The 297-nt window shown below is 42.4% G+C and carries 1 pseudogene; it reads right to left on the reverse strand.

Annotation, left to right across the window (positions count from 1 at the left end):
• Positions 1 to 297, reverse strand: a pseudogene (locus tag ACNQ0T_RS23835) (phosphoglycerate dehydrogenase); the annotation flags it as partial.

Raw genomic sequence — 297 nt, forward strand, 5'->3', positions numbered from 1 at the left:
CATCAATAACCACATAGCCCACATTCCCTGAGGTTCGCAAGTATTGCCCAACTACGTTAATGTTATTTTCAGTAAACACTTGGTTGATACTGTTCATGATACCAGGGCGGTTTTCATGAATATGCAGTAGACGGTTAGTATCATCCATATGCACTGGCAGCGAAACTTCAGGGAAGTTAACCGCAGATAATGTTGAACCGTTATCTGAGTATTTTGCCAGTTTGCTTGCCACTTCTAAACCGATATTTTCTTGCGCTTCTTCCGTTGAACCACCGATATGTGGAGTCAGGATAACGT

Origin of the sequence: Enterobacter cloacae complex sp.6700776 (assembly GCF_048284255.1) — a bacterium.
In the GTDB taxonomy this organism is placed as follows: domain Bacteria; phylum Pseudomonadota; class Gammaproteobacteria; order Enterobacterales; family Enterobacteriaceae; genus Enterobacter; species Enterobacter intestinihominis.